The 21,787-nt window shown below is 63.3% G+C and carries 22 protein-coding genes, 1 tRNA gene and 1 riboswitch; of the genes, 12 read left to right on the top strand and 11 right to left on the bottom strand.

What is annotated here, in order from left to right; translation table 11 throughout:
* Positions 1 to 98: 98 nt before the first annotated feature.
* The 3 genes from RAZWK3B_RS01050 to RAZWK3B_RS01040 are packed head-to-tail and all read right to left on the bottom strand — an operon-like array spanning position 99 to position 2,654.
* Complete coding sequence (locus tag RAZWK3B_RS01050; RefSeq protein WP_007811392.1) at positions 99 to 1,262, bottom strand: cation:proton antiporter; 1,164 nt, start codon at positions 1,260 to 1,262, stop codon at positions 99 to 101.
* Positions 1,263 to 1,266: 4 nt separating this feature from the next.
* The gene (locus RAZWK3B_RS01045) at positions 1,267 to 1,914 is read right to left on the bottom strand and encodes a GntR family transcriptional regulator (protein WP_007811390.1); all 648 of its coding nucleotides are present in this window, start codon (positions 1,912 to 1,914) and stop codon (positions 1,267 to 1,269) included.
* A gap of 47 nt (positions 1,915 to 1,961) precedes the next feature.
* Entirely contained in the window at positions 1,962 to 2,654 is a 693-nt protein-coding gene (locus RAZWK3B_RS01040) for a M48 family metallopeptidase (protein WP_007811388.1), read from the bottom strand.
* Positions 2,655 to 2,770: 116 nt separating this feature from the next.
* On the opposite strand from RAZWK3B_RS01040, the gene RAZWK3B_RS01035 reads away from it, so the two are divergent.
* The 5 genes from RAZWK3B_RS01035 to RAZWK3B_RS01015 all read left to right on the top strand — a co-directional run bounded on the left by RAZWK3B_RS01035 (position 2,771) and on the right by RAZWK3B_RS01015 (position 6,620).
* Positions 2,771 to 3,097, top strand: a complete 327-nt coding sequence (locus RAZWK3B_RS01035) for a TIGR02300 family protein (RefSeq protein ID WP_007811386.1) — start codon at positions 2,771 to 2,773, stop codon at positions 3,095 to 3,097.
* 88 nt (positions 3,098 to 3,185) lie between these two features.
* Positions 3,186 to 3,261 (top strand) — tRNA-Ala (locus tag RAZWK3B_RS01030).
* Positions 3,262 to 3,516: 255 nt separating this feature from the next.
* Positions 3,517 to 4,377: a hypothetical protein gene (locus RAZWK3B_RS20060; protein ID WP_050774148.1), complete on the top strand. Its 861-nt coding sequence runs from the start codon at positions 3,517 to 3,519 to the stop codon at positions 4,375 to 4,377.
* Between the two features lie 90 nt (positions 4,378 to 4,467).
* On the top strand, positions 4,468 to 5,547 hold the full coding sequence (locus tag RAZWK3B_RS01020; RefSeq protein WP_007811383.1) for a transporter substrate-binding domain-containing protein: 1,080 nt from the start codon (positions 4,468 to 4,470) through the stop codon (positions 5,545 to 5,547).
* A 32-nt stretch (positions 5,548 to 5,579) separates the two neighbouring features.
* Entirely contained in the window at positions 5,580 to 6,620 is a 1,041-nt protein-coding gene (locus RAZWK3B_RS01015; RefSeq protein WP_007811382.1) for a LysM peptidoglycan-binding domain-containing protein, read from the top strand.
* Positions 6,621 to 6,662: 42 nt separating this feature from the next.
* Here the strand turns inward: RAZWK3B_RS01015 and map are convergent, their stop codons facing one another.
* Positions 6,663 to 7,505 carry a type I methionyl aminopeptidase gene (map, locus tag RAZWK3B_RS01010; RefSeq protein WP_007811381.1) on the bottom strand — a complete coding sequence of 281 codons (843 nt, stop codon included), beginning with the start codon at positions 7,503 to 7,505 and terminating at the stop codon, positions 6,663 to 6,665.
* Between the two features lie 384 nt (positions 7,506 to 7,889).
* Between map and RAZWK3B_RS20955 the strand changes: the two genes are divergently transcribed.
* Positions 7,890 to 8,084 carry a hypothetical protein gene (locus tag RAZWK3B_RS20955; protein ID WP_157132100.1) on the top strand — a complete coding sequence of 65 codons (195 nt, stop codon included), beginning with the start codon at positions 7,890 to 7,892 and terminating at the stop codon, positions 8,082 to 8,084.
* A 27-nt stretch (positions 8,085 to 8,111) separates the two neighbouring features.
* On the opposite strand, the gene RAZWK3B_RS01005 is transcribed toward RAZWK3B_RS20955, so the two are convergent.
* The 6 genes from RAZWK3B_RS01005 to RAZWK3B_RS20950 form a co-directional block, all read right to left on the bottom strand.
* Positions 8,112 to 8,771: a rhomboid family intramembrane serine protease gene (locus RAZWK3B_RS01005; protein WP_007811379.1), complete on the bottom strand. Its 660-nt coding sequence runs from the start codon at positions 8,769 to 8,771 to the stop codon at positions 8,112 to 8,114.
* Positions 8,772 to 8,823: 52 nt separating this feature from the next.
* Positions 8,824 to 9,669: an agmatinase gene (gene speB / locus RAZWK3B_RS01000; protein ID WP_007811378.1), complete on the bottom strand. Its 846-nt coding sequence runs from the start codon at positions 9,667 to 9,669 to the stop codon at positions 8,824 to 8,826.
* On the bottom strand, positions 9,666 to 10,835 hold the full coding sequence (nspC, locus tag RAZWK3B_RS00995; RefSeq protein WP_007811377.1) for a carboxynorspermidine decarboxylase: 1,170 nt from the start codon (positions 10,833 to 10,835) through the stop codon (positions 9,666 to 9,668). Before nspC ends, speB begins: the two co-directional genes overlap by 4 nt.
* A gap of 26 nt (positions 10,836 to 10,861) precedes the next feature.
* The gene (locus RAZWK3B_RS00990; protein ID WP_007811376.1) at positions 10,862 to 12,073 is read right to left on the bottom strand and encodes a saccharopine dehydrogenase family protein; all 1,212 of its coding nucleotides are present in this window, start codon (positions 12,071 to 12,073) and stop codon (positions 10,862 to 10,864) included.
* 28 nt (positions 12,074 to 12,101) lie between these two features.
* On the bottom strand, positions 12,102 to 13,988 hold the full coding sequence (speA, locus tag RAZWK3B_RS00985) for a biosynthetic arginine decarboxylase (protein WP_007811375.1): 1,887 nt from the start codon (positions 13,986 to 13,988) through the stop codon (positions 12,102 to 12,104).
* Between the two features lie 270 nt (positions 13,989 to 14,258).
* Positions 14,259 to 14,402 (bottom strand): hypothetical protein, encoded by a 144-nt coding sequence (locus tag RAZWK3B_RS20950; RefSeq protein WP_007811374.1) that lies wholly within the window; start codon positions 14,400 to 14,402, stop codon positions 14,259 to 14,261.
* 262 nt (positions 14,403 to 14,664) lie between these two features.
* A riboswitch (TPP riboswitch) is annotated at positions 14,665 to 14,798 on the top strand.
* Positions 14,799 to 14,846: 48 nt separating this feature from the next.
* Here RAZWK3B_RS20950 and RAZWK3B_RS00980 point away from each other — a divergent pair.
* Genes RAZWK3B_RS00980 through RAZWK3B_RS00955 form a run of 6 tightly spaced genes read left to right on the top strand, consistent with a single transcriptional unit; the run spans position 14,847 to position 20,642 of the window.
* Positions 14,847 to 15,929: a LuxE/PaaK family acyltransferase gene (locus RAZWK3B_RS00980; RefSeq protein WP_007811370.1), complete on the top strand. Its 1,083-nt coding sequence runs from the start codon at positions 14,847 to 14,849 to the stop codon at positions 15,927 to 15,929.
* Between the two features lie 6 nt (positions 15,930 to 15,935).
* A complete protein-coding gene (locus RAZWK3B_RS00975) occupies positions 15,936 to 17,378 on the top strand; it encodes an acyl-CoA reductase (protein WP_007811368.1) in 1,443 nt (480 codons plus the stop codon).
* Positions 17,371 to 18,141 carry an ABC transporter ATP-binding protein gene (locus RAZWK3B_RS00970; protein WP_007811367.1) on the top strand — a complete coding sequence of 257 codons (771 nt, stop codon included), beginning with the start codon at positions 17,371 to 17,373 and terminating at the stop codon, positions 18,139 to 18,141. Before RAZWK3B_RS00975 ends, RAZWK3B_RS00970 begins: the two co-directional genes overlap by 8 nt.
* Complete coding sequence (locus RAZWK3B_RS00965; protein WP_007811365.1) at positions 18,138 to 18,899, top strand: ABC transporter permease; 762 nt, start codon at positions 18,138 to 18,140, stop codon at positions 18,897 to 18,899. The genes RAZWK3B_RS00970 and RAZWK3B_RS00965 overlap by 4 nt, the downstream gene beginning before the upstream one ends.
* The gene (locus RAZWK3B_RS00960; protein ID WP_007811363.1) at positions 18,896 to 19,870 is read left to right on the top strand and encodes an ABC transporter substrate-binding protein; all 975 of its coding nucleotides are present in this window, start codon (positions 18,896 to 18,898) and stop codon (positions 19,868 to 19,870) included. Before RAZWK3B_RS00965 ends, RAZWK3B_RS00960 begins: the two co-directional genes overlap by 4 nt.
* A 4-nt stretch (positions 19,871 to 19,874) precedes the next feature.
* Complete coding sequence (locus tag RAZWK3B_RS00955) at positions 19,875 to 20,642, top strand: SDR family oxidoreductase (RefSeq protein ID WP_007811361.1); 768 nt, start codon at positions 19,875 to 19,877, stop codon at positions 20,640 to 20,642.
* A gap of 124 nt (positions 20,643 to 20,766) precedes the next feature.
* On the opposite strand, the gene denD is transcribed toward RAZWK3B_RS00955, so the two are convergent.
* The gene (gene denD / locus RAZWK3B_RS00950) at positions 20,767 to 21,762 is read right to left on the bottom strand and encodes a D-erythronate dehydrogenase (protein WP_007811359.1); all 996 of its coding nucleotides are present in this window, start codon (positions 21,760 to 21,762) and stop codon (positions 20,767 to 20,769) included.
* Positions 21,763 to 21,787 lie beyond the last annotated feature (25 nt).

The following is a 21,787-nucleotide window of genomic DNA, read 5'->3' as shown; positions in this document are numbered from 1 at the left end:
GCGCAGGGGGCCAGCCCCCGCCATTGAAATCCTTGGAGGATTTCAACGACTCCCCCGGGATATTTTCAGCCAGAAGAAACGCGCAGCCTTGGGCGGCCTCAGCGGGAAGCTTGCGCCTTGCGGATGGCGATCAGGGTGGCGACCGGGCCGATCAGTTCGAAGATGACCGTTGTGGCGATGGTCAGGCCGAGGATCATGTCGGCCCATTGCGGAAATTCGCGCCCGGCCACCAGCGCCATGCCGACGGCGACACCCGCCTGCGGCAGTAGCGCCGCGCCATACCAGGGACGAAGGGCGCGCGGAGCCCCGGCGAGGCTGGCCCCGAGCCAGCCGCCGAAGAGGCGTGCCGCGATGCGCAGGATCACGTAGGCCAGCCCGATCAGCCCGGCTTCGGCCAGTTGGTCGGGCTTGAGGGAAGCGCCGGCCAGCAGGAAGAACAGGATCATGAACGGCCATTGGATATGTTCGATCTCGTGGAAGGCGCGCCCATGGTGGCGGGCCGTGTTGGCGATCACGCAGCCTGTGGTGATGCCAGCCAGAAGAAAGGACACCTCGGCCCAGATCGACAGCCCGGCGACCAGAAAGACGATCCCGAGCGCCTCGGTCAGCATCGGCTCGCCCTTGCGGAGCCGTCCGGTGAGATAGGCCGAGGGCAGGCCGATCGCGGCCCCGATGGCGAGCGCGCCGCCGATCTCCCATGCGGCATCGCCCAGCATGTGCAGGCTCATCGTGCCGGTCAGCCCGAGCGCCAAAACGACGGCCAGTGAAAAGGCGATGAGACCCCAGGCGTCGTCGATGGCGACGATACCCTTGAGCTCGTCCACGAAGGGGCCGCGCGCGCCGCTTTGGCGGATCGCGTCCTGCGTGGCGGCGGGATCGGTGGCGGTGGCGATCGCCGCCAGAAGAAGGGCCGCGGCGAGTGGCAGCCCGGCGAGCCAGAGGCCCAGTGTCACCACCCCCACGGTGCCGAGTACGGTCATCAGGGAAATCCACAGGATCGGGCGCCCATGCTTGGCCAGAGCCTTGCGGGTGAGTGAACTGCCGAGCACGAAGGCCACCATGGTCAGGGCTGTGACGGACAGAAACTCGTAAAGCGCCTGAATTTCCGAAGGGATGAGATCGAACCCGGCGCTGCCGACGGCAACGCCGCAGGCCAGAAGCACGGTGACCCGAGGCAAACGGGTGCGGCGCCCGAAGGCATCCGCGGCAAGCCCCGTCAGAAAGAGCGCCCCGAGCGAGATGAGCAGGACGGGCAGATCCATCGGATCAGGCCACCAGCATCCTGAGGCCCTGGGTCACGTCCGAGCGCACCGCGAGGCGCAGCCCCGGTTCGTCCCCGGCCTTGAGCGCGCTGATGATGAGCCGGTGGTAATGCGGCGGGTCCTTGCGGCTGAGCCGGCCATAAAGCGCACGCATGGTCGGCCCAAGCTGTAGCCAGACGGTTTCGGCCATGGCCAGCATGGCGGGCGCCTGAGCGCGCAGATAGAGCGTGCGGTGAAACTCGAGATTGCGGCGGATATAGCCAACCGCGTCCTGCCGGGCGATATCGTCGGCAATGCGGGAGTTGATGCTTTGCAGCCGCTCGATCAGGGCGATATGGGCGCGCGGCAGCGCGCGGCTGGCCAGCTCCACCTCGAGCAGGGCACGCAGGGCGGCCAGTTCCTCGATCCGTTCGTTGCTGAGTTCGGGGGTGGTGACCCGGCCCGAGCTGGAGATGGTCAGCGCGCCTTCGGCCGAGAGGCGGCGCACGGCCTCGCGCGCAGGGGTCATCGAGACGTCGAATTCCGCGCCGATGCCACGCAGCGTCAGCGAAAGGCCGGGGGCCAGTTCGCCATGCATGATGCGGCTGCGCAGGCCGCGATAGACGCGGTCATGGGCGGATGGGGCGGGATCTGGGCGCGGGTTGAGCAACATGCCCTATTTGTGATCACAAGCGGCGCCCAGGTCAATCGCTGAAACGCTCAGCCATCGAAACGGTAGCGGTGCAGATCGGTGCCATGCTGGCGCAACCACTGGCGCGGCGCATGGTATCCGGGGCAGAGCCGCGCCACCACGGCCCAGAAGGCGGGCGAGTGGTTCATCTCGGCGAGATGCGCCACCTCGTGGGCGGCGACGTAATCGAGCACCACGGGCGGGGCCATCACCAGCCGCCAAGAATACATCAGTCCCCCCGCAGAGGTGCAAGACCCCCACCGGGAGCGCGTTTCACGCAGGCTGAGCCGCGCATAGGGCCGGCCCAGGGCCTGCGCGTGGCGGTCCGACGCCTGCGCCAGACGCTCGCGCGCAAGCGTCTTGAGCCAGGCCTGAAGGCGGGTGGGCATATGCTCGGGCGGGCCGGGCACTGTGATGCTTTGGGCGTCGAGGACGATTCGCTTGCCCGCGCCGCGCAGGATCAGCCGGGGCTGGCCTTCGACGGGCAGGCGCACGCCTTCGGAGACGGAGATGCTGTCGGGTTGTGTGGCCAGTTGCGCGCGCAGCCAGCTTTCCTTGGTGCGGGCGAAATCCAGCGCCTCGCCCTCGCGCACGCCACGCGGCAGGGTCAGTGTCACCCGCCCGTCAAGCCGCGACACGCGCAGAGAAATCCGCCGCGCCCGAGGGGACCGGCGCAGGATCAGTTCCACAGGGGGGTTGCCCGGCAGGATGTGGTGGCCCATATGCCCTCGTGGTCGGCGCGATGCGCGGGTTTGCTTAAAGGCTTTGACACCTCCCCCGCGTTATGGCAGGTGGCGCAGACCGTCGACAAGACAGAAAGATTTGAAGGGGATTGCCCATGCCCAAGGAAGAATGGGGCGTCAAGCGACTTTGCCCGACAACCGGCAAGCGGTTCTATGACCTGAACAAGAACCCCATTGTCAGCCCGTATACGGGCGAGGTCGTCGAGATCCATTCCGGCAAGAGCCGGTCGATCACGGCAGATGACGAAGACGCCGAAACGAAGAAGCTGAAGGCCACGGATGTCGATGACGATTCATCCGTGCTGGATGATGAGGATGTCGATGTCGATCTTGGCGACGACGTTCTGGATGATGACGACGATGACGACAATGTGTCGTTGGACGACATCGCCGATGTGTCGAGTGACGACACCGACAACTGATTGCGAAAGGGCGGGATTTTCCACTTGATCCCGCCTGCCGCTTTGCCTAGATAGCGGCGACGACGGGCCGGGAACGGCTTGTTTCTATGGGGCCTTAGCTCAGCTGGGAGAGCGCTTGCATGGCATGCAAGAGGTCAGGGGTTCGATCCCCCTAGGCTCCACCAAATCCCCCTTTTCGACAGACACGGCCCGAAGCTCCGCGAAGCCCGCGGGCGTTCACGCGTCTGCGCGGCACAGGTGGCGCTTGGCATGCGGATGACCCCGGAAATCTGCCGGGACACACAATTTGTGTCCATAAAATGGACCACAACCACTAAATCGTGGGATTTTCTTGCCGCTTTTGGTTGACGAAACCTCGGGATCAGGTAGCCTGTTCTCGCTGCTTTGATTTTATACGAGTGATAGTGGGGGTGTGTGAAATGGCCCAAGTGCAGAGGTCTGCGGAGGCCCGCAAGCCACTGACAGTCAACAAATCCGCCATAGTGCGAAAACGGGTTGTGGCCGGAAACCTGCCGGGCGCGGATATCCCGTTTGTGGACCGCTCGGCGGTCATGGCGCATGAGGAGGGCAAGGCGCCTGACCCCTCAACGCCCCTTTTCCCAAGCCGGTCGGAGGCGGTGGACGCGTCGGTTGCGCGGACAGAAATGGACATTCCAACACGCGCGGACACGTCCAAGGGTCGGGTCGATCTGCGGATGGGCCAGCGGTTTGCATCTCTTCTGTCGCTTGTGCCCGAGCCGGATCTGCAGCGCAGGCTGATGCTGGGCGCGGCTGCGGCGCTTCTGCTGGTGGTCAGCGGTGTATTGGCTCTGACCGTGATCGGTGATCGCAACACGGCGCAACTGGCCACGGCCTCTGTGCCTGAGGCCTCCCCGGCGCCGATGCCCACGCAAAATCCGGTTGCCGCGAGCGCGCAGACGCCCCCCGAGGAGGCGTTGGCCCGCCCCGCGCCCGAGAGTGCGCCAAGCGTCGCCCCGGTTATTCCCGCCGAGAATGATGTCGTCGGCCAGTTCGCACAGACCGCCCTTGCCGCTTTGCGCAGTCCGGGCGCATCCAGCGTGCAACCCGCAGCCCCGGATGCCGCCGCCAGGATGGCCGAGAACAACCCGCTTTACCGCATGGTGGCAGAGGCGATCTCACAGGGCCAATCGGATGCGTATATCGACCGGCTGCTCAATCTGGCGCATCAGCGCGGCGAGATCACGGTGCCACCCGGCCTGATAAAGCCGGATGGTGCGGTCGATACGAAAACCGTCATCGCGCTTTTTGCGGGCGGCTGAGCGGCGCTGGTCTTTGGCCCGTGCTGTCCGTCCGCCCGTTCACCTCTCACCCCGAAGGCGCTGCTATTGCGCGAATAGTCGAGTAAGCCCATGAAATATGTTCTGTCTCTTTTCCTTTTCGCTTTCATCCTGTCGGCCGGGGGGCGTGCCGATGCGCAAACCTGTGGCGGCACATATACCGTGCAACCCGGTGACAGCCTGTCGGTGATCGCCGACCGGCTTTACAAGAATGCCGGGATGTGGAGTGTGATCCATCGCGACAATATCGCTGCGATCGGCCAAAGCCCGAATGCGATTGCCGTGGGGATGCGGTTGAACCTGACCTGTATCGACGGGTTGCCCGTCGGGCTCGAGGGCGGACGAGAGGTGGCGGCGGTGGATACCAGCGTGGTCACCCCGGTGACGGTCCAGCCGGGCACGGCGGCGGTCAGAAACCGGATCAACCTGCTGACGGGGGGGGATTATGCCCCCTTCACCGACAAGGACTGGCACAATGGGGGGCTGATTACCGATATCGTGGATCAAGCCCTGCGCAAGGCAAATCCCAGCCAGGGCTTTGCGATCCATTGGGTGAATGACTGGGGGTCGCATTTCGATCCGCTTTTGTCGAACGCGCTGCTGGATATGGGCTTTCCTTGGTATCTGCCGGATTGCAACCTGACGCCTGATATCATGCGCTGCCGCGATTTCCTTGCATCCGAGTCGATGTTCGAGACGCTGATGCTGGTCTTTGCCAACAAGGCCAATCCGATCCGCTTCGACTCGGACGAGGATATCATCGGCAAGACGATCTGCCGGCCTGTCGGCTTTCTGACCTTCGATCTGGACGGCGAGGGACGGCGCTGGATTCTGGATGACAAGGTCAAGCTGGTGACGCCCCAGACCGTTGCGGACTGTTTCCGCATGGTGGCCGAGGGCGAGGCGGATTTTCTGTCGCTGTCCGAATTCATCGGGCGCGCGGCGATGAAGGATCTGGGCTACGAGGACCGGATCACCGTTTTGCCGCGTCCCCTGTCGATCGTCGGAATTCACGTCTTTGTCCACAAGACCCATCCGCAGGCCGAAGAGCTGCTTGACCTGATCAACACCGGTCTGCGCGGCATCCGCGAGGACGGGCTTTATCAGACGATCGTGGAAGACCACATGACGCGCATCTGGGCGAACCTCTGATAGCGCGCGTCGTCACCGTGACAGGAGGGGACATGATCCACGCAATACCGATCTACTGGCCAAGGCGGCTGTTGGCCCCCTTTGTGGCGCTATGCCTGAGCGCGCAGATGGCCGCCGCCCTGTGCGATGTCGAGTACAAGGCGCAGCCCGGCGATACGCTCTTCAGCATTGCCGAGTTTCACTATGGCGACCGGTCGCATTGGGCCACGCTCTATGAGGCGAATACCGCGCAGCTTGCCGGGGCGACGGTGATCCCCGGCAGGACGCTCTATGTCCCCTGTCCCGAGGCCACCGCTGCGGGCAAGCCTGTGGAAGAGGCGCCTCTGCAACGTCAGAACGCCGATATCAACGTTCTGGCGATCGGTGATCTTGCGCCTTTCGTGGGGCGCAACCTGCCGCAGATGGGGCTCTTTCCCGAGCTGGTGACCACCGCGCTGGACCAGTCCCCGTCGCCTGTCAGTCATGCGGTGTCGATCAGCACGGACCGCGCGGAGCAGATCGACCTGTTGGCCAAAGTGACGTTCGATATGGGCGTTCCCTATGCACGGCCCGATTGCGAGGCCATGCCCGAGAACCGGCTGTGCCGGGGGTTTCATTTTTCCGATCCGCTGATGGATGTGCCGATGATGCTGTTCGTGCGCGCGGACCGTCAGTTTGCCTTCGAGATCGATGCCGATCTGCATGGCAAGTCGCTCTGTCGGCCCGAGGGGGTGTTCACCCATGACCTTGACGAAGTGGGCCGTCGCTGGATCGCCGATGGCAAGATCACCCTTGTGACCGCGCCCGATGTGACGGGCTGTTTCGACAAGGTGCTGGCGGGTGAGGTCGATGCGGTTTCCGTCGATCTGTTTGTCGGCGGCAGCGCGCTGCTGGAAAATGGGTGGCGCGAACAGATCGTGCCGCTGGAACGGCCCGTGTCGCTGGTCGGGTTGCATGTGATCATCTCGAAAAGCCACTGGCGGGGGACCACGCATCTTTACCGGCTGAACGCGGGGATCGCGCGCCTCAAGCAGGAGGGCCGCTACGAAGAGATCGTCTCGCGGCATCTGGCGTTGCTGACATCGCAGTTCTGAAGGGATCGCCTCAGAGGTGGGGCTTGCGCGGTCGGGCCGGTCTCAGGTCGTTTTCCACGTCGGGTGGAACAGACCGCCGGGAGACAGGGTGAAGATCTCGCAGCCATCCGCCGTCACGCCGACCGAATGCTCGAACTGTGCCGAGAGCGATTTGTCACGTGTCACCGCGGTCCAGTCATCGGCCAGCACCTTGGTTTCCGGACGGCCCAGATTGACCATCGGCTCGATGGTGAAAAACATGCCTTCCTCCAGCATCGGGCCGGTGCCGGGACGCCCGTAATGCAGCACGTTGGGCGGCGCATGGAACACGCGACCCAGGCCGTGACCGCAGAAATCCCGCACCACCGACATCCGGTGACCTTCGACGAAACTCTGGATCGCATAGCCGATATCGCCGAACGTGTTGCCGGGCTTGACCGCCTCGATGCCGATCATGAGCGAATCGTGGGTGACCTGGAGCAGCCGCTCGGTCTTGCGCGACAGGGTGCCCGCGACGAACATCCGGCTGGTATCGCCATACCAGCCATCGACGATCACGGTGACGTCGATATTCAGGATGTCCCCATCCTTGAGCTTCTTGTCGCCGGGAATGCCGTGGCAGACCACGTGATTGACGCTGATGCAGCTGGCGTGCTGATACCCCTTGTAACCGATCGTCGCCGAAGTCGCGCCCGCGTCGGTCACCTTCTGTTCGATCATCTTGTCGATCTCGCCCGTGGTCTGGCCGGGATAGACGTGATCTGCCACCTCGTCGAGAATGCGCGCGGCCAGCGCGCCCGCCTTGTGCATCCCCGCGAAATCCGCCGCTTCATGCAGGCGTATTCCATCGCGGGTCAGCCTTCCGTTGTGCTTGTCCTTCACGACGCTCTTCCAGAAATTCACCATAATGACGGATATGTATGGTTTTTTTATCCAAAGGGCCAGAGGGGCGGCGACAAACTGTGATGTAGGCCGCCATGTCACGCCCCGCCGGTGCGGCGCCCGGCTTTCATGACTGCCGCAGGAGCGCGCCAAGGTGCGCATGGCTTACAAAAGCGCGCCCGGTTTATCGAAGGATAACAAGTGGAAACTTCTTACAGCAGGACGGCCCGAACAGTTCTTGCTACCTAAGGTGGCAGAGTGACCGACCCCTGGCACTTCGATTGTACGGATCCGGACAACCCCTGCATTTGGATTGTTCGGAACACAGGCAAAAGGCCCGCTTTTCCCCTCCAGAAGGCGGGTCTTTTTGTCGCTGGACCGGTGCGGTGGAACAAAGGGGGCGCTCAGGTGAAGTCCGACCCGAACCGAGGTATGATGATGCAGTCGAACTCAGGAGATACATCTGCCGAATGGGCCGCTCTGACGGCTTTGTGTGGCGTTCTGGCGATTGCAGCCGCCTCGACTGTCGGGGGCGAAGTTCTGGCCATGGCGGACCTTCTTGGCACCGTTCTGGCCGATGCCGCGTCCCAAAGCGGCGGCTGAACCGGGCGTTTTCGCGGGTGCGGGTCTTCAGGACCGGGCGAAACTCTGACCGGCGATCCAGCCCACCAGCCAGCCGCCCAGATGTGCCTCCCAGGCCAATCCACCGCCCAAGATCACGAAAAATACCACATTGGCGACGATCAGCGCCAGAATGGTGGTCAGGACAGGCTTGAGCGGCTGTCCCATCCGCTTGCGCATCCGGTAATCCCACGCCTGCCACAGGCCCAGAAGCCCAAAGACAGCACCCGATGCGCCGATCATCGGCACGCCGCCTGTCGAGAGCAGGCCAAAGACCACGGCGCCGCCCACGGCCGATAGCGCCAGAACGGCGAGCGTGCGTTTCATGCCGATCCGAACCGTGGCCAGCTTGCCAAGCGCCAGAAGCACGACGCTGTTCAACGCGAGATGCGCCAGACCGCCATGCAGGAAGGCATAGCTGAGAAACATCACCACGGTTTGTCCGGGGTAAATCGGCGCGACCTGCCCCGAAAGCAGCGGCTGCCAGAAGGCGCCGAGCGCAAAGGCCGACCAGCGTAACCCCTCGGGCAGCAGGTACCCGGCATCCGACAGACCGAGCAGCGCCTCGATCACCGCCATCACGCCGACCAGCACCCAGAGATAACCTGGGGCACCGGGGCCCATTCCGGGGGCGCGTCGCTGCGGGTGTTCTGTGAAGGGAGTGTTCATCGGCCCTGTCATAGTGCCTTTGGGCGTCGGGTGAAACGGATTTTGCGCCGGATCAGACGCAGGCCGCCATCAGGCGATAGACGATTTGCGCCGCGGTGAAATCCCAGGCCGCGTTGCCGTCCGGTGCCAGCTCGACCACGTCGAAGCCCACGCATGTCCGGCCCTGCAGCGCGCTTTCGGCCAGATGGAGCGACTGGTAATAGTCCAATCCACCGGGAACGGGCGTGCCGGTCGCAGGCATCTGCGACGGGTCCAGTCCATCGACATCGAACGACACATAGACGAGATCGGGGAAGTCATCGGGCAGGGTGATCCGGTGGATACGCTCGGTCACCAACTCTTCGGCATCGCGGAAAAACACGCCGTTCCGTGCCCGGCTTTCCTCTTCCTGTCGGCAAAGCGCGCGCACGCCGAATTGCGCCAGCCGCACGCCTTTTTCGGACAGCAGATGCATGACCGACGCGTGCGAATGCGGCTCGCCCTCATAAGCTATGCGCAGATCGGCATGGGCGTCGATCTGCACGATCCCGACCGGACGATCCAGCGCGCGCATGACGCCGATCACTGCACCATACGTCAGCGAATGTTCACCCCCAAGGGTCACCGGGATCTGTCCGGCGTGCACCGCCGCTTCGGTGCGCTGCGCCAGCCTCTCCATCACCTCGGGCAATGAACCTTGGCACTCCAGCGGGGCTTCGGTCACGATACCGGCGCCGCAAGGTTCCTGCCCGGCGCAGATCCGTTCCAGTTCGTTCGAGGCGGCGATGATCGCTTCGGGACCGCCTGCCGTGCCTGAACCGTACGACACCGTACGCTCAAGCGGCACGGGGATCACGCGAAAGCGCGCATCATCGCCACGTTCGGCTTCGGTCAGTTCGCTGTCCAGAAAAACGCTCATGACAGGCGCTCCTTGAAGTCCTGATATCCGAAGTCCCGCACAATGCGCAGATCGTCGGTTCGGCTGTTCCAGAGGGCGATGGCGGGCAGGGGGACACCGTTGAAGGTGTTGGTCTTGACCATCGAGTAATGCGCCTGATCGAGAAACGCGAAACGCTGCCCGATCTCGAGCGGCGCGGCCCATGTGTAATCGCCGATGATATCCCCCGCGAGGCAAGACGGCCCGCCCAGCCTGTAGGTGTGTCCGGCATCCGCCTCGTCCAGAAGGGCGGGACGGTACGGCGCTTCGATGACATCCGGCATATGGCAAGTTGCGGAAATATCGGTGATCGCGATGGGCATGGTATTGTGGAACGTATCAAGGATTTCGCCCACAAGGATGCCCGCATCAAGCGCCACGGCCTCGCCCGGTTCCAGATAGACCTCGACCCCATGACGCGTGCGCAGATCGCGAATGAACGCGATCAGAGCCTCGCGGTCGTAATCGTCTCGGGTGATGTGATGCCCGCCGCCAAGGTTGATCCATTTCAGCTGACCCAGATAGGGCGCGATCAGCGGCTCGACCGCGGCCCATGTGCGCGCCAGAGGCTCGAACCCCTGTTCGCACAGGGTATGCATGTGCAGCCCCTCGACACCCTCAAGGGTCGTGGCATCGAGTTGCGTCACCGGAAAGCCAAGCCGCGAACAAGGCTGGCATGGATCGTATTTCGGCACCTCGCCTTCGGAATGCTGGGGGTTGATCCGCAGACCCACCGACACGCCCGCCGCCGCCGCGCGCGGCCCGAACCTGTCTTTCTGGGCGGGGCTGTTGAAGACCAGATGATCGCTCAGCTGGATGATCTCGTCGATTTCTGAGGGCTTGTAGCCGGTGGAAAAGGTCGTGACCTCGCCGCCATATTCCTCGCGCCCCAGCCGTGCCTCAAAAAGCCCGCTGGCACAGGTGCCCGACAGATAGGTGCGCACCAGCGGCGCCAGCGAGAACATGGAAAACGCCTTGAGCGCACTCAGCATCCGTGCACCCGACCGCTCGCCCACATCGGCCAGCGCCTTGAGATTGGCCTCGATCGCGACCTCGTCGACCACGAAACAGGGCGACGGCACCCGCATCAGATCGAACTGGCGGAACGCGCCAGCGTCGCCCGCCTGTGTCTGCATCATCTGCGTCATGCCGTCTGCCCCTTTTGACTGCCTGCTCAGAACGAGACCGGACCATCCAGCTCGTGCACCTGCCACGGCAGGCCATGGGCGTTCAGCATGTCCATGAAGTCATCCGGGTCCAGCTGCTCCATGTTCCAGACGCCGGGTTCGTTCCAATTGCCCTTGAGCACCTGCGCCGCGCCGATCATGGCTGGCACACCGGTGGTATAGGACACCGCCTGACTGCCCACCTCGGCAAAGCATTCCTCGTGGTCGCAGATATTGTAGATGTAATATGTCTTCTCGCCCGAGCCGTCCTTGGCCTGCCCGGTCGCGATATCGCCGATGCAGGCCTTGCCCTTGGTCTGCTCGCCCAGATCGCCGGGATCGGGCAACAGCGTCTTGAGGAACTGGATCGGGATGATCTCGACCCCGTTATGCATCACCGGGTCGATCCGGGTCATGCCGACATTCTGCAGCACCTTGGCATGGGTGATATAGGCATCCCCGAAGGTCATCCAGAAGCGCGCGCGCTCGATCTCGGGGAAATGGGTGCTCAGGCTTTCCAGCTCCTCGTGATACATCAGGTACATGTTCTTCGGCCCGATGCCGGGGAAATCGAACTCGACCTTGTGGGACATGGCGGGCGTCACCTTCCAGTCGCCGCCTTCCCAATGCTTGGCGTCCTGCAGCACCTCGCGCAGGTTGATCTCGGGGTTGAAGTTGGTCGCGAAGGCCTGATCGTTGGTGCCGCCATTGGCATCCAGAACGTCGATCTGGCGGATCGTGTCCAGCTTGTGTGTCTTCAGCCATTTCGCAAAGACGCTGGTCACGCCCGGATCAAAGCCCGAGCCGAGGATCGCCACAAGCCCCGCCTCGCGGAACTTGTCGTGATAGGCCCATTGCCAGTGATATTCGAACTTGGCCACATCCTCGGGCTCGTAATTGGCGGTGTCGAGATAATGCACCCCGGCTTCAAGACAGGCATCCATCAGCTTGAGGTCCTGATAAGGCAGCGCCAGGTTCACAAGGATCTCGGCCCCTGTCTTGCGGATCAGATCGACCGTCGCCGCCACGTCCATCGCATCGAGCGCATAGGTGTCGATATCCACGCCCACGCGCTCTTTCACCGATGCGGCGATCGCGTCGCATTTGGATTTGGTGCGGCTGGCCAGGCTGATATGCGTGAAGATGTCCGAGTTCATCGCCATCTTGTGGACGGCGGCATGGCTGACGCCTCCGGCGCCGATAACGAGTGTCTTGCCCATGACTTCTGTCTCCCCAGTCTGTTGAGCGCTATTCGTAATAGGTATAGCCGTTGATGCTGTCGCGATAGGCCTGCATCAAGGGGCGGCGTTCCTCGACGCTGATCGTTCCGGCCGAGATCGCCCCATCCACCAGCTTGCGGAAGGCCGCGACACAGTCGCTCGGATCGTATTCCACATAGGACAGGACTTCGGCGATGGTATCGCCTTCCTGCTCATGCAACAGATCGAACCCGCCATCGGTCCGCAGGTCGATGGTCACCACATTGGTGTCGCCGAAAAGGTTATGCAGATCGCCAAGCGTTTCCTGATAGGCGCCGACAAAGAACACCCCCATGTGATAGGGACTGTCTTCGGGCAGATCATGCACCGGCAAGGAGGGCGACGTGCCTTCGCTCAGGATGAACTTGTCGATCTTGCCATCGCTGTCGCAGGTGATGTCCGACAACACCGCGCGCCGCGTCGGCGCCTGATCGAGCATCTGCAACGGCATCAGCGGATGCAGCTGATCGATGGCCCAGACATCCGGCAGGGACTGGAACAGCGAGAAATTGCAGTGATAGATATCCGCGAGCTTGTGCAGCTCGTCCTCGATATCGGCGCCGCGTTCATCGGAGGCGGCCAGCGCCTTGATCCGCGCCATCAGGTGTCGATAGATCTTTTCGGTGCGGGCCATCTGCCGGATCCCGATCTGGCCACGGCGGAACAGCGCGCGCATCTCGTTGCGATAGAAGCTGGCGTCGTTGAGACATTCGCGCAGCCGGTCGCCCGACAGGTAGCCGCCCACCGCGATCAGATCGCTCACAAGGTGGTGATCGCCCGGCTCGGCATCGGGGGCTTCGCTTGCGTCAAACAGCGTCGCCTCGAGCACGTTGAAAATCAGCATGGACGAACTTGCCGCCACGGCCCGGCCGCTTTCGGTGACCAGCGTGGGATGATCGATCCCCGCCTCGTCCATCGCGTAGCCCACCGTCTCGACGATATTGGCGCAATATTCCTCGATGCTGTAATTGATCGAATTGGCCGACGCCTTCTTTTCGCCGGTGTAATCGAACCCCAGACCGCCGCCGAGATCCAGATGGGTCAAAGGCGCCCCCTCGGCCTTCATCTCGCTGAAATAGCGGCAAGCCTCGCCCACCGAGCGGCGCACGTCGTTCACGTCCGGCACCTGACTGCCCAGATGCGAATGCTGCAGCATCAGGCAATGCAGCAGCCCCGCATCGCGCAGCTTGTCGATCACCTCCACCAGTTGCGCGGTGTTCATCCCGAAGGTCGAGCGATCCCCGGAACTCGCCGCCCAATTGCCGCCGATCTGGTTGGTCAACTTCACCCGAACGCCCAGCATCGGCTCGGTGCCAAGCGCGCGGCTGGTCTCGATCACGGTGTCCACTTCCATCACGCTTTCCAGCACGATCACCGTGTTGAAGCCCAGCTTGCAGGACTGGATCGCCAGCCCGACGAATTCGGCATCCTTGACCCCGTTGCACACGATCAGCGCATCGCGCGCCAGCTTGTGGGCAAGCGCGATCACCAGCTCGGGTTTCGATCCTGCCTCAAGCCCGAAATCATGCGAGCGGCCGAAATCCACGATCCGGTCCACAACCTGCGCCTGCTGATTGACCTTGATCGGAAAAACACCCCGATAGGTGCCGCGATAGCCCGAGCGCTCGATCGCGTCGCGAAATCCGTGATTGATCTGCTGGATGGCATGTTCCAGATAGGATGTGACCCGCAGCACCATGGGCGTCTGGATGCCGCGCTTTTCCAGATCGCGGATGATGCCGGGCAGGCTGACGGCGGGCGCATCGGGCGCCATGGGGTTTTTCAGCGCGACCTCGCCATTGTCGAGAACCTCGAAAAACCCGTGTCCCCAACGGTTCAGACCGTAAAGCTCTCCGTGAGTGGCGCTCGTCGTCATGGCTTCGCTCCCGCGGCGTTGATATGAACCCTCGCCCCCGCAAAGGCGTCTGCATATGGCTACACGATTCGGCACGAGGGTGCCCCCAACCGGCGCGTAGCGATGCGCCAAGCATTAGTCCAGATACCAACGTGATGAAAGAGTCAGGGTCAAGGATTGTGCATGATCCACCCATGCCCGCGGCGGAACGTCGCCCGTCTCGGGACACGGGGTTTGCGGGTGCGATTTTTGCCCCAAAGCCTGCTTCAGGATCAGAGAAAGCCGGTCCCGCTACAGGCCGAACAGCGCATGGATTTGCAGCCGAAACAGCCCTGACAGGACGCCATCTTGACCTGCCCGTGAATATCCCTGCCGGTGGCTATCTGCCCCCGGCCCATGCAGATCGGGCAAGGCGCGCGCCCGCTGCCGCGACATCGGTGGCAGCGCCTTGGAATATGCGGCGTCCGGGAGGCGTTGGTCGGTCCTTGTTTGAATGTCATGGCAAAAGTCACTCTTGATAAAAACACGACCGTACCCCGGCTCGCGGGTATTTCCGTGACCTGAATCTGGCGCGATCATGGCGGTGGACGGCACGCAGGGCATCGGCACGTCGCGGGACTATCCCCGGGCCGCGTTTCCCTCAGGCCGCGTCTTGTGATTAGTCTTGTCCGAAGGCCTGTTCCGGATTATGTCAGATGAAAATCCATAGGGGAGCCTCGCCACAGAGGCTGAGAAACCGATAGGTCTCTGGACGATGAACCAGTGCCGGTGCGGTGACCCTTTTAACCTGATCCGGATCATGCCGGCGGAGGAAATGGGATATGCTTGAGGTGGCACTCGCATTTGACGCCTGCACCGGTTTCCGAGAGGAAACGGCCCATGACGCGTGATGATATCGTCGATGATCTGCTCAACTTCATCGCGGCTGATGATCCATCCGAGGATGCGTTCAACGCGCTGGCTTTGAAAGTCCATGATTTCCAGTTTCAGCACAACGCGCCTTACGCGAAATTCGCGCGCTCGCGCGGCAAGACGCCGCGCACCGTCAAGCACTGGTCCGACATTCCGCCGGTGCCGATAAACGCGTTCAAGACGCTCGATCTGACATGCTGCCGACCGGAAGACGCCGTGGCCGTGTTCATGACCAGCGGCACCACCCAAGCCGGGCGGCGCGGCAAAAGCTATCACGCGGGCCTCGATGTCTATGACGCCTCGATGCGCCGCAACTTTGCGCAGCGCTTCATGCGCGGCGACACGGGCATAAAAATGGGCATCCTGTTTCCGACGACCCGGATGATGCCGAACTCGTCGCTTGCGCATTATCTTGACCTTGCGATCACCGGTTTCGGCACGCCGGACAGTGACTGGCTGATCGGAGCGGACGGGATCGATCTTGCCCGGCTGATCCATGCCCTCGAACAGGCCGAGGCGACCGGACAAAGCTATGCGCTGCTTGGGGCAAGCTTCAGCCTCGTGCATGCCATGGATGCGTTGCAGGCCGAGGGGCGCCGTTTCCATCTGCCGCCGGGCAGCCGCATTCTCGATACCGGAGGGTTCAAGGGCCAGTCCCGGGAGCTGGAGCTTGACGCCTTTTACGACGCGCTCAGTGAAACCTTCGGTGTGGCCCGCGACGACTGCATCGGCATGTATGGAATGACCGAGCTTTCGTCGCAATTCTATGATGACGGAAACGCGATATGCCCCTCGGTCAAGTCCGGGCCGCATTGGGTGCGCAGCCGTGTGGTCAATCCGTTGACGGGCATGGCAGTGCCCAAGGGCGAAACCGGGGTTCTGGCCCATACCGACCTTGCCCATTACAACATCGTCACCACGATCCTGACCGAAGATGCCGCCATCGAGGTCGATGATGGGTTCCAGCTTCTTGGGCGCGTTTCCGGCGCCGAGGCGGTTGGCTGTTCCTTGGCGGTTGACGCCTTTCTCAAGGCGGCGGAGGCGGGCTGATCTGCGATGGTGGAGCGGGCGTGTTATCTTCCCGGCCTTGATCCTCAGGCCCTGCATTGGAAAACCCTGACATTCGGGCAGGGCGGCGCGCCGGGGTATGAGGTTGCGGTTCCCGTGCTCGAACCGCAGGACATGACCCGTCTTGCCGCCCATGTGCGCCATCATGCGGCCCAGCATCTGCGGCCAATGCCCGTGTCGCGCATCGTCGAGGTGATCGACAGGGTGATCGCCCGGCTGCTTGACCGGCAGGACCCGTATCGCCAGCGTATGGAACGGGCGCTGCCGGTCGTGACCGGCTATGACGCCGAGATGGTGCGCGTGGGATTGACCCGCTATCTCAAGACGTTTCGCAAACCCGAGCTTCTGCGCTTTCTGGCAGAGGATTTTCCCAATCCCGCGATCCTTGATGAGTTTCAACCCTTGCCAAAGGGCGGCTATGGGCGCGCCTTCGGTCCCGGTGTGTTGGGGCATATCTGGGCCGGGAACGTCCCCGCCTTGCCGCTCTGGAGCCTTGTTTGCGGCCTGCTGGTGAAGTCGGGCACGATCGGCAAGGTCTCCAGCGCCGAGCCGCTCTTCGCCACATGGTTTGCCGAAATTCTGGCCGAGGTCGCGCCCGAGCTTTCCGACTGTCTTGCCGTCGTGTGGTGGCAGGGTGGCGAGGACGCACCCGAGCGCGCCCTGCTGCAGTCAGCCGATATGGCCCTTGCTTATGGCAGTGCCGAGGCTCTGGCCGATATCCAAAGCCGTATGCCAAGCGGGAAACGCTTGCTGCAATTCGGCCACAAGGTCAGTTTCGCGATGATTGCAGCCGAGGCGCTCGATCCGGCCAAGGCCGCCGAGACCGCGCGCCGTGCCGCCGAGGACATTGCCCGCTACGACCAGCAAGGATGCTTCGCCCCGCATGTGGTGTTCGTTGAAAAGGGCGGCCATGTCTCGCCGCGTGTCTTTGCGCGCTATCTGGCGGGGGCCTTGTCCGCGTTCGGGCAACGCTACCCGCGTCGCGCCCTGAGCATGGCCGAGGCCAACAGCCTTGCCGCATGGCGCCAACAAGAGGAATTCGCCCATGGCGCCGAAGTGATCGGCGATGCGCTGGGCGACTGGAGCGTGTCTTTTCACGAGGGCGGTCAGGGGTTTGGCCCCTCTTGCCTCAACCGCGCGATACGAGTGGTGGCTGTCGATGCGCTGACCGATGTGCCCAGTCAGGTCGCCCCCTACCGGGCCGTGCTCCAGACCGTGGGCATCGCCGCGCCGCCTGATGCCCTGTTCAGGCTTGCGGGCCTGCTGGGCGAGGCCGGTGTCACGCGGATCGCTGCCCTTGGGGACATGACCACACCCGAAGCGGGCTGGCATCACGATGGCCGGTTCAACCTGTCCGATCTCGTGCAGATCACCGAGATGGACGCCCGCGCCCCACCGGCGGCGGACAGGCTGGCCTCTTACGATGACTGACCGCGCGCGCGCCCTGACCCTGCAGCAGGTCGATTTCGCCTATCCCGGCGAAGCCCCGATCCTGCAGGACGCCAGCCTGTCGCTGGCGCCGGGCGACTTTCATTGTCTCGTCGGGCGCAGCGGCTGTGGAAAGACCACCTTGTTGAAAATCGCGGCGGGTCTGCTGCGGCCGACAGCGGGATGCGTTCGTATCGGCGACACGATCCTCGATGGCCCGTCCCGGCAGATCGGCTTCGTCTTCCAGACCCCAAGCCTGCTGGATTGGCGCAGCGTGCTCGACAACGTGCTTTTGCCCATTTCCCTGCACCGCAGCGTGACCGCGACCGACCGCGCGCGCGCCATGGACCTGCTGACCCTCGTGGGTATCGACGCGCATGCGCAGCGTTACCCGTGTCAGATGTCCGGGGGGCAGCAAAGCCGGGTCTCGCTGGCCCGTGCCCTTGTGACAGAGCCGCCTTTTCTGTTGATGGACGAACCCTTTGCCGCCGTCGATGCGATCACGCGTGAGGATTTGCAGAATGATCTGCTGCGCCTGACCCTCGCGCAGGGCACGACGGTTCTGTTCGTCACCCATGACATTGCCGAGGCCGTTTATCTGGCAAGCCATGTCTCGGTCATGCAATCGGGTCGCATCACTCGAAGCCTTGCCATCGATGTGCCGGATCGTGCCTCCGGCGACAGCCGGTATCACCCGCAAGCCATCCGGCAGTGCGAAGAAATCAAGGCGGCCCTTGCGCCCGCCTTGGGGACCGTGACGCCATGACCGGTGTGCGCCTTGCCTCGATCGGTCTGTTTCTCGGCCTCGGCCTGATCTGGGAGATCTGGGTGACGATATCGGGCGTCTCGAGCCTTCTGGTGCCCGCGCCATCGGCGGTTCTTGCGGTGCTGTGGCAGGGACTGACCGATGGCTTTCTATGGCCACATATCCGGGTCACCTTTGCCGAAACGCTTCTGGGCTTTGCCCTTGGCAGCGTCATCGGCTTCGCCTTCGGCGTGCTCCTGAGCGAGGTGGACGTGCTGCGCCGCGTGCTCTGGCCCTATATCCTGGCCAGCCAGGTGGTGCCGAAATTGGCGCTTGGGCCGATCTTTATCGTATGGTTCGGGTTCGGACTGACCTCGATCGTCATCATCACCGCGCTGATCTGCTTTTTCCCGCTGCTCGAGACCACGGTGACGGGCCTTCGCTCGGCGCCCGCCGATCAACGCGATCTCTTCCGTATGCTGGGGGCGAGCCGTCTGCAGACGCTGTTGCGGCTGAAAATCCCCGCAGGGTTGCCGGTCATCCTCGCGGGGGTTCGGGTATCGGTCGTGCTCGCTCTTGTGGGCGCCGTGGTGGGAGAGTTCATCTCGGGCGGGCAGGGGCTTGGCGCCAGCATCATCGCGGCGCAGGGGATGATGGACACCACTCTGATGTTCGCGCTTTTCATCGTCATCACGGTGATGGGCATGCTGTTTTATCAACTGACCATATTGGCAGAACGCTGGTTGCTTCGCCGCCGGCAGACGGGAGACGAGATATGATGTTACGTGCACTAGCCGCCCTTGCGGCCCTTGTCCTGAGCTTGTCTCAGGTGTCCGCGCAAGACCTCGACAAGGTGACAATCGCTGGCTGGAGCAAGCCGATCAGCGAAATCACCAACATCCTGGCCGAACCGGACAAGGGGTTCTTCAAGGCGCATGGGATCGAGCTTGGATATGTTCCGGGCACCGGTGGCGGCTCGGCGATCACCAACATGCTGTCCGGGGCTGCGGATGTCGCCTTTACCGATCCCGCCTCGCTGTATCAGGCGCTCGATCAGGGCGAGGATTTGGTGGCGATCTACAACATCTACCCGCAGAACGTGTTCAACGTCGTCGCCCCCTTGGGGCGCGGGATCGCAACCGCAGCCGATCTCAAGGGCAAGACCATCGGGGTTTACAGTCTGAACAGCGGAACGCGCCAGAACCTTCTGTTCCTGCTCCATCAGGTGGGCCTGACCGAGGATGACGTGACCATTCAGGTCACTGGCCTTTTGAACTTCGGGCCGGTGATTCAGGGGCAGGTGGATGCCACCGCCGCCACCGATACCGGCCTCTATATCGGCCGCCTCAATGGGCTGGGAGAGGTCAATGTCATCAACGTCGCCGACAGCCTGAACGTGCCCACGGATGTTTTCGTGGTCACACGGGCCTATTACGAGGCCAACAAGCCGATCCTGCGCCGCTTTCTGCAGGCCTATCGCGACAGTGCCCAGTGGATGATCGACAACCCGCAAGAGGCCGCGAAGATCGCCGTGACCCGGTCGATCAACGGTCGTGACGAGGCGGTCAATCTGGGGATCATAGACCTTCGCAACCTGTCCGCCCAGTCCGAGACGACGCGCGCCAAGGGGCTGGGGCATTTCAATGTCGATGTCCTGCAGGATGGCGCCGATGCCTTTCTCGCGCAGGGGCTGATCTCGTCGGCGCTCGATATGCGCCGCGTGGTCGTCACGGACCTCATCCCGGAGTGATCGCATGGATTTTGCTGGCAAAACCGTCCTTGTCACCGGCGCCAGTCGCGGGATCGGAGCGGCAATCGCAAAGGCGTTTGCAGCCGAAAATGCCTCTGTTGTGGTCAATTATCTGCAGAATGCGCAAGCCGCCGATGCCACCGTCGCCGCCTGCAACGCTCTGGGCGGCGACGCTCTGGCGCTGCAGGCCGACGTGACCGATCAAACGGGCGCCCGCAGGCTGGTTGCGGACGCGCTCGACGCCTTCGGCAAGGTCGATATTCTGGTGCACAACGCTTTCGCGCCCTTCATGTTCTCTCCGGAAAAGCGCAAGCTTTTCTGGGAGTTGGACTGGAGCGATTTTCAGGCTCAGATCGATGGCTCGGTCAAGGCGGCCCATGGCATGATACAGGCGGTCCTGCCCGGCATGCTCGAGCGGGCCGATGGCACGATCATCACGATCGCCTCCAATCTGATCGCGCATCCCGTGGTGCCGTATCACGACTATACCACCGCGAAATCCGCTTTGGTCGGCTTTGGCCGCAACCTTGCGATGGAGCTGGGGCCTTTGGGTATCCGGGTCAACACCGTGTGCCCCGGGCTGGTCTATCCGACGGATGCAAGCCGCGCGGTCAAGGAAGACCTCAAACAGTCCCTTATCGCGCAGACACCGCTACGACGGATCGCAACCCCCGAGGATGTCGCCGGCCCGGTGCTTTTCCTCGCCTCCCCTTGGGCGCGTTTCATGACCGGTCAGACACTTTACGTGGATGGCGGCGCGATGATGCGCTGAGCACGATTGTCAGGCTCTGCCACTCGCGCGGCTGGCAGGCAGCCCAGCCGTTTGGCATCGCAAACCGTCATCCCATGCGTCCGGCACTGCCCAAGATCCCGATTGCGCCGCCGGTTTCAGGCCCTCATGGCACGTCATGCAGCGGCAGACTGCCGCCCAGTTCGTCCTCGATATGGGCGGCGATGATCTCGTCGAAACTTGTCTCGGCGGTGAAGCCCATCGACAGCGCGCGATCCGGCGCGAAGGCGCGCGGCCAGGCCGAGACGATGTCGCGCACCAGCGGGTCGGGTTCTGGCCGGATCAGCGCCACGGCACGGGGGCCGGCCACGCGTTCGAGGGCGGCGATCTGATCGGCGACCGTGGCCGAGATCCCCGGCAGGTTCAGCGCGCGCCGATGCCTGAGCGGGGCTGTGTCCACGACCGCAGCGTGCAGCAGAAGGCCCACCGCCCCGCGCGGACCGGCGAACCAGTGGCGCGTCTCGGGATCGACGGGCAGGGCGGCGGGCAGCCCCGCGAGCGGCTCGCGCAGAATGCCCGAGAAGAACCCCGACGCCGCGGCGTTCGGCGCCCCGGGCCTGATGCAGATCGTGGGCAGCCGTAGCGATATCCCGTCGAGCAGACCCCTGCGGGAAAAATCCGACACTAGTATCTCGCCGATGAGTTTCTGCGCGCCATAGCTGGTGCGCGGGTTGGGCGCGAAATCGTCGGGGATCACATCGGGCAGCGGCGTGCCGAACACCGCCAGCGACGAGGTAAAGACAAAGCGCGGACAATAGCCCTCACCCGTCAGGTGAATGGCGTCCAATATGTTGCGCGTGCCATCCAGATTGACGGTAAGCCCCAGGTCAAGATCGGTTTCGGCCTGTCCCGAGACCACGGCGGCAAGGTGAAAGATAACCTCCGGGCGCGACACGGTCAGGGCGCGCGCCGCGGCGGGATCTGTCAGATCGGTCGTGCTGGTGGTGATCGCGACGCTGTCAGACGCGGGCGGCACGGGGGCGATCACGTCAGCCAGATGCAGCGCCTCGACGCGGCGATCTCCGATGGCCTGATCCCGCAGGATCGCATCCGTCAGCTTGCGCCCGATCATGCCCGCCGCGCCGATGATCAATACCTTCATCTGTGGTCTCTCCGTTCAACTATCC

The sequence above is a fragment of the Roseobacter sp. AzwK-3b genome (assembly GCF_000170875.1).
Classification (GTDB): Bacteria; Pseudomonadota; Alphaproteobacteria; order Rhodobacterales; family Rhodobacteraceae; genus Roseovarius; species Roseovarius litoreus.
Note: the sequence above shows the minus strand (reverse complement) of the source record. Positions and strands in the feature narration are given on the sequence as shown.

Excerpts from the sequence above, each read along its gene's own strand:
- RAZWK3B_RS00960 (WP_007811363.1), top strand. The coding sequence starts at position 18,896 with ATGATGTTACGTGCACTAGCCGCCCTTGCGGCCCTTGTCCTGAGCTTG.
- speA (WP_007811375.1), bottom strand. The coding sequence starts at position 13,988 with ATGACGACGAGCGCCACTCACGGAGAGCTTTACGGTCTGAACCGTTGG.
- RAZWK3B_RS00980 (WP_007811370.1), top strand. The coding sequence starts at position 14,847 with ATGACGCGTGATGATATCGTCGATGATCTGCTCAACTTCATCGCGGCT.
- RAZWK3B_RS01020 (WP_007811383.1), top strand. The coding sequence starts at position 4,468 with ATGAAATATGTTCTGTCTCTTTTCCTTTTCGCTTTCATCCTGTCGGCC.
- RAZWK3B_RS20060 (WP_050774148.1), top strand. The coding sequence starts at position 3,517 with ATGGCCCAAGTGCAGAGGTCTGCGGAGGCCCGCAAGCCACTGACAGTC.
- RAZWK3B_RS20950 (WP_007811374.1), bottom strand. The coding sequence starts at position 14,402 with ATGTCGCGGCAGCGGGCGCGCGCCTTGCCCGATCTGCATGGGCCGGGG.
- RAZWK3B_RS00990 (WP_007811376.1), bottom strand. The coding sequence starts at position 12,073 with ATGGGCAAGACACTCGTTATCGGCGCCGGAGGCGTCAGCCATGCCGCC.
- denD (WP_007811359.1), bottom strand. The coding sequence starts at position 21,762 with ATGAAGGTATTGATCATCGGCGCGGCGGGCATGATCGGGCGCAAGCTG.
- speB (WP_007811378.1), bottom strand. The coding sequence starts at position 9,669 with ATGAGCGTTTTTCTGGACAGCGAACTGACCGAAGCCGAACGTGGCGAT.
- map (WP_007811381.1), bottom strand. The coding sequence starts at position 7,505 with ATGGTGAATTTCTGGAAGAGCGTCGTGAAGGACAAGCACAACGGAAGG.
- RAZWK3B_RS00965 (WP_007811365.1), top strand. The coding sequence starts at position 18,138 with ATGACCGGTGTGCGCCTTGCCTCGATCGGTCTGTTTCTCGGCCTCGGC.
- RAZWK3B_RS01005 (WP_007811379.1), bottom strand. The coding sequence starts at position 8,771 with ATGAACACTCCCTTCACAGAACACCCGCAGCGACGCGCCCCCGGAATG.
- RAZWK3B_RS01040 (WP_007811388.1), bottom strand. The coding sequence starts at position 2,654 with ATGGGCCACCACATCCTGCCGGGCAACCCCCCTGTGGAACTGATCCTG.
- RAZWK3B_RS01045 (WP_007811390.1), bottom strand. The coding sequence starts at position 1,914 with ATGTTGCTCAACCCGCGCCCAGATCCCGCCCCATCCGCCCATGACCGC.
- RAZWK3B_RS00975 (WP_007811368.1), top strand. The coding sequence starts at position 15,936 with ATGGTGGAGCGGGCGTGTTATCTTCCCGGCCTTGATCCTCAGGCCCTG.
- RAZWK3B_RS00955 (WP_007811361.1), top strand. The coding sequence starts at position 19,875 with ATGGATTTTGCTGGCAAAACCGTCCTTGTCACCGGCGCCAGTCGCGGG.
- nspC (WP_007811377.1), bottom strand. The coding sequence starts at position 10,835 with ATGACGCAGATGATGCAGACACAGGCGGGCGACGCTGGCGCGTTCCGC.
- RAZWK3B_RS01050 (WP_007811392.1), bottom strand. The coding sequence starts at position 1,262 with ATGGATCTGCCCGTCCTGCTCATCTCGCTCGGGGCGCTCTTTCTGACG.
- RAZWK3B_RS01015 (WP_007811382.1), top strand. The coding sequence starts at position 5,580 with ATGATCCACGCAATACCGATCTACTGGCCAAGGCGGCTGTTGGCCCCC.
- RAZWK3B_RS01035 (WP_007811386.1), top strand. The coding sequence starts at position 2,771 with ATGCCCAAGGAAGAATGGGGCGTCAAGCGACTTTGCCCGACAACCGGC.
- RAZWK3B_RS00970 (WP_007811367.1), top strand. The coding sequence starts at position 17,371 with ATGACTGACCGCGCGCGCGCCCTGACCCTGCAGCAGGTCGATTTCGCC.